5 protein-coding genes are annotated in these 5,360 nt (G+C 32.4%); all 5 read left to right on the top strand.

The window, feature by feature from the left end:
• Window positions 1-536 precede the first annotated feature (536 nt).
• A complete protein-coding gene (locus BLV37_RS14615; RefSeq protein WP_091733158.1) occupies window positions 537-1,133 on the top strand; it encodes a FeoB small GTPase domain-containing protein in 597 nt (198 codons plus the stop codon).
• On the top strand, window positions 1,117-2,571 hold the full coding sequence (locus tag BLV37_RS14610; protein WP_091733156.1) for a ferrous iron transporter B: 1,455 nt from the start codon (window positions 1,117-1,119) through the stop codon (window positions 2,569-2,571). The genes BLV37_RS14615 and BLV37_RS14610 overlap by 17 nt, the downstream gene beginning before the upstream one ends.
• Window positions 2,572-2,739: 168 nt before the next feature.
• The gene (locus BLV37_RS14600) at window positions 2,740-2,997 is read left to right on the top strand and encodes a FeoA family protein (protein WP_091733151.1); all 258 of its coding nucleotides are present in this window, start codon (window positions 2,740-2,742) and stop codon (window positions 2,995-2,997) included.
• A 103-nt stretch (window positions 2,998-3,100) separates the two neighbouring features.
• On the top strand, window positions 3,101-4,570 hold the full coding sequence (locus BLV37_RS14595) for an aldehyde dehydrogenase family protein (RefSeq protein ID WP_091733149.1): 1,470 nt from the start codon (window positions 3,101-3,103) through the stop codon (window positions 4,568-4,570).
• Between the two features lie 74 nt (window positions 4,571-4,644).
• On the top strand, window positions 4,645-5,253 hold the full coding sequence (locus tag BLV37_RS14590; RefSeq protein ID WP_091733147.1) for a hypothetical protein: 609 nt from the start codon (window positions 4,645-4,647) through the stop codon (window positions 5,251-5,253).
• Window positions 5,254-5,360: the final 107 nt, after the last annotated feature.

Below are 5,360 nucleotides of genomic sequence, written 5' to 3'. Positions count from 1 at the left end.
AATAGAGTTAGAAAAAAGACTAGTTAAGAAAAAATTAAGAAGCTCAATACCAGAAAGTCTAGATAACATCCCATACATAAGTGATGGAAGAAGGAGCTGGCAAAGACAAATATTAAGAACAATGAGGGGTGCCTAAGATAGATTTAAACATCTCTTAAAATCAATAATGTGGAAGTTAAATCTATAATAACCAGAATCAACTATAAAATCATATAGTTTATTTATAGAGCCTAAATATTATCAAATAAAGTTAAGAGCTTTGAAATGAGATAATTACAGGCTACATCAAACAAGGGGAAAGTATAATTATTATTTTCCTACAAATTATTGACACGATCCCTTTGTAATTTATTATTGCAATGACAAGCAAAATAGTATAAAATAATATCATAATGAAAATTAATATCAATTAACAAAAACATTCAATAAAATGTATTAAATAGTTAATTTAACTCTCTAAAGCAGCTATTCATTATAAGAGGGTTTTTTTATACACGACAATGAGAATGGTTATCCATAAGGCTGGAGGGATTTAGATGGATTGTTGTAATAATAAAGTACCTTGGTATAAAAAACTTGCAGGTGTATTGTTTGGAATTGGAAACTGCCATGGTGAAGTTAATCAAAATACTCATGGTTTAGAAAAGATAGCTTTAATAGGAAGCCCTAATGTAGGGAAAAGTGTTATATTTAACAGGCTCACAGGAGCATATGTGACTGTTTCCAATTATCCTGGAACAACTGTTGAAGTATCAAGGGGTAAGGGAATTATTGGCGGAGCTCAATACGAAATTATTGATACACCAGGCATGTATTCACTTATGTGCATAACAGAGGAAGAAAAGGTTACAAAGGATCTATTATTTAGAGAAAAGCCTAAGGCACTTTTACATGTAATAGATGCAAAAAATATTAATAGAATGCTACCTCTTACTATACAAATGATAGAAGCGGGAAGTCCTGTAATATTAGTACTAAACATAATGGACGAAGCTGAAAGAATGGGTTTAACAATAGATGTAGAAGGATTACAAAAAGAATTGGGGATACCAGTGATATCTACTATTGCAGCTTTAAACAAAGGAATTGATGAACTAAAAGAAAGGGTAGATGAATATGTCAAATCAGCTTAATATTTCTTATGATGAAACAATAGAAAATGCAATAAAGAAAATAGTAGATAATTTGAAACATGATTATGTTATTTCAAAAAAATCAGTAGCATTATTACTATTACAAGAAGATGAAGACATGCTAGAAAAAGTTAGAGAAAATGAAGGTAGCAATTATATTAAGATAATAGATATTATTGAGAAAACAAAGGAAAAAAGCCACAAGCCACTAAGCTATATAATAGCCTTGCATAGACAAAAAGAAGTAGAAAAATTGACTAGTAAGGTAGTAACCCAAAAGGGGAACATAGAAAAAAGTAATGCTTCGGAGTTTTTAAGTAAATTAACTATGAATCCAATAACAGGAATTCCTATTCTTATACTAGTAGTGTATTTTGGATTTTATAAATTTGTTGGTGAGTTCGGAGCAGGAACAGTTGTAGACTTTTTAGAGGAAAATATTTTTGGGAATTTCGTAAATCCATGGGTAGATAATTTTGTAAACTCTATAGTGCCATGGAGCTGGCTTCAAGATTTAATTGCAAATGAATATGGAATAATTACTCTTGGAATAAGGTATGCAGTAGCTATTGTTTTACCTATTGTAGGAGCATTTTTTTTGGTGTTTTCAATTATTGAAGATAGCGGATACTTACCAAGACTTGCAATGCTTGTTGATAGAGTGTTCAAGAAGATAGGGCTAAATGGACGAGCTGTTATTCCTATGGTATTAGGATTTGGCTGCGATACCATGGCTACTATGGTAAGTAGAACCTTGGAAACTAAAAGAGAAAGAATTATTGCAACTCTTTTACTTGCATTAGCCATTCCTTGCTCTGCTCAACTAGGAGTTATTATGGCATTGCTATCAGGCAATAAAGGTGCACTAGGTATTTGGTTTATATTTATAATGTTTGTATTTTTGTTTATTGGCTTTCTTACTTCTAAAATTTTGCCTGGCGAGGGTCCAAGTTTTTATATGGAAGTACCACCATTGAGAATGCCAAAGCTTTCTAATGTGCTTTCTAAAACTTATACTAGAATGCAGTGGTATTTTGTTGAAATCATACCCCTATTTATTTTTGCTAGTATTTTAATTTGGGCAGGAAATATTACAGGTTTATTTAATTTGTTGATTAGTTGGCTTGAGCCTATTGTAAATATGCTAGGACTTCCTAATGAAGCAGCAGAGGTTTTCTTGTTTGGATTCTTTAGGAGAGATTATGGAGCAGCAGGACTGTTTGATTTGCAAAAAGCTAGTGTTTTGAACCCTAGACAGCTGGTAGTATCAGCTGCTACACTTACACTTTTCTTACCTTGTGTAGCTCAATTTGCTATGATGGTAAAAGAAAGGGGAGCAAAAACAGCCTTAGCCATGTCAGCCTTCATACTAGTGTTTTCGTTTGCAGCAGGATATGTCCTAAATCAATTATTATTAGCTATTGGTATATTATCATGATAAAGTGCAGCTTTTGCGGGCATGAGTTCACCGAAGAACAAAGCATAGCAGGCTGTGTAAGTTGCCCTATGCATAAAGCATGCAACAAATATAAATGCCCTAATTGCGGATATGAAATCCTAAAGGAGCCTAAGCTAATAAAACTTTTCAAGAAATGGGGTAATAAACATGAAGATAAATAGGGAAAATAAAACTCTAACTCAAATGACAGACTTAAAAAAAGACGAGGAAGGAATTATAGCAGAGCTTAATACTGATAACCCAAATATATTAAGAAAACTCATGGCAATGGGTATAATGCCTGGTATGAATCTAAAAATGATTCAAACCTTTCCGTCCTATGTATTTCAAGTTGGATATACTCAGGTGGCTGTAGATAAGGAAATAGCCTCTGTAATAATAATAGACAAACAAATGATGAAATAAGGTATCTAGATAATTAGATGCCTTTTTATTTTATTGCGTTGTATAAATCTTAATAAAACAATGCTATAATATATTATGAAAATAATAAAAAGGAGCAATTTCCATGAACAAAATAGAATTTATTAATCCATGGAATGAAGAAGTTTTTGGAGAAATTACAGAGAGTTCAGTTGATGATGTAAAGGATGCTGTAAAATTAGGAAGAACTGCCTTTAACCATTGGAAGGATACTTCAGTGAAATACAGAATAGATTACTTAAAAAAAATCAGAAAATATATAGTGAAAAACTTAGATAATTTAATAGAAGGCATATCAAAAGATACTGGCAAGGTTTTTACAGATACACTTGCATCTGAAATATATCCAACCCTAGATATGATAAAATACTATGAAAAAAACCTAGAAAGAATCTTAAAAACAAAAAAAGTAAAAACACCTATTTTTTTAAAGGGCAAGGATTCACATATAGAGTATAGACCAATGGGACTAATAGCTGTTATATCTCCCTGGAACTATCCATTCCAGCTATCGGTAATTCCTATTATTTCTGCATTGGCAGGGGGCAATTGTGTAGTATTTAAAGGCTCTAGTGTTACTCCTTATGTTTCTAAGCTAATTGAGGAAATATTTAATGCTGTATTATTGCCAGAAGGAGTATTTCAGGTTCTATATGGAAGTAAGGATATAGGAGATGAGCTAATTAATCAAAAACCGGATAAAATATTTTTTACTGGTAGTGTAAATACAGGGAAGAAAATAATGGAGAAGGCTGCAAAAGATTTAATTCCAGTAGACCTAGAATTAGGCGGCAAAGATCCTATGATAGTTTTCAAGGATGCTAATATACCTAGGGCTGTGCAAGGAGCTTTATGGGGTGCTTTTACTAACTATGGTCAGGTTTGCATGTCCGTAGAAAGACTATATGTAGAAGAATCAATATATGAGGAGTTTTTGTCTAATCTTATTTTTGAATTTGATAAGCTTAGTTATGGCTCCGATTATTATGATGATATAGGGACAATGACTTCAAAAAAACAGATAAAAACTATAAATAGACATATTAAGGATGCATTAGAAAAAGGAGCTACTGCCATAACAGGAAGAAAGATACAAGATGAAAGTGAATATAGAATAAACCCTACAATATTAAATAATGTCAATCATAATATGCTTGTAATGAGGGAGGAGACCTTTGGACCAGTACTGCCAGTGATGAAATTTAGCACAGAAGAAGAAGCTGTTAAACTAGCAAATGATTCACCATATGGGCTGAATTCTAGTATATGGACTAGAGACTTATCTAAAGCTAGGAGAGTTGCCAGACAGTTAGTAACTGGTGGCTGCTGTATCAATGATGTAATCATAAATGTAGCAAATCCCAATCTTCCTTTTGGAGGGACAAAAAATAGTGGCATAGGCAGATACCACGCTGAGGAAGGGATATACACATTTTGTCATAAAGTATCCGTAATAAGTGACAATGGAGTAAAAAACAATAGCATTAATTGGTACCCATATAATAAGAAAACTTTTGAGAGATTAAAAAAGATTATCAGGCTTTTATATAAATAGTATTGTAATTTAGTAATAACAACCTATTTAATCATAGTGATTTTTCTAGTAAGATTATGCTAGGAGGAATGCATATGTTTTCAAAGGGTACAGGCATAGACATTGAAAAAAGCTTAATTTCAAAAAATAGGATACCTATTTTGATAAAGGATGCTACATGGCTGAAGCTGTTTGGGGATACGGGAGACAGGTTTGTTAATAATGCAAAAAAAGAAGTTGAAAATCTTCTTGAAAAGCAACGATTAATAGAGGGTCAACTTAGACATAAGAAAAGTGAAAAAAGGAAGGCTATGTCTAAGATAATAATGCTATCTGATGAAGTTAACAACAATCATTTAACAAAGGGCGCTGAATTGCTGGGACAATACCAACAAGAAATACATACTTTAAATGATGAAATAGATAATTTGACATTTGAACTAGAGACACTACCAATGGCACTAAAGGAAGCAAATCTTAATTTAATTAAAGCAACTGTAAAGCTAGCATATAAGCAGTTAGCTCAATGGGAGAGTAGTATAGAGCCTTTTAATTCAGAAATCGAGACCTTAAGAAACCGGCTGAGGGAGCTAATCGAAAAGAAGAATGATTATGAGGAAAAAATAAATTCAACATATTTGTTTATTCACGGATTGTTAGGTAGTGAAGAAATAGAAAAATTAGATAAGGATATGCTCGATTAAAGAGTGCTTAGGCATTCTTTTTTTATGACCTAACCCGATTTCCTGAATGCTTTTATCAGGAAATCGATGGTAGGTCAAACGCAATGAGAACCAAATTTGCACGACCG

The sequence above is a fragment of the Proteiniborus ethanoligenes genome (assembly GCF_900107485.1).
Classification (GTDB): Bacteria; Bacillota; Clostridia; order Tissierellales; family Proteiniboraceae; genus Proteiniborus; species Proteiniborus ethanoligenes.
This window is presented reverse-complemented; position numbering and strand designations above follow the sequence as displayed.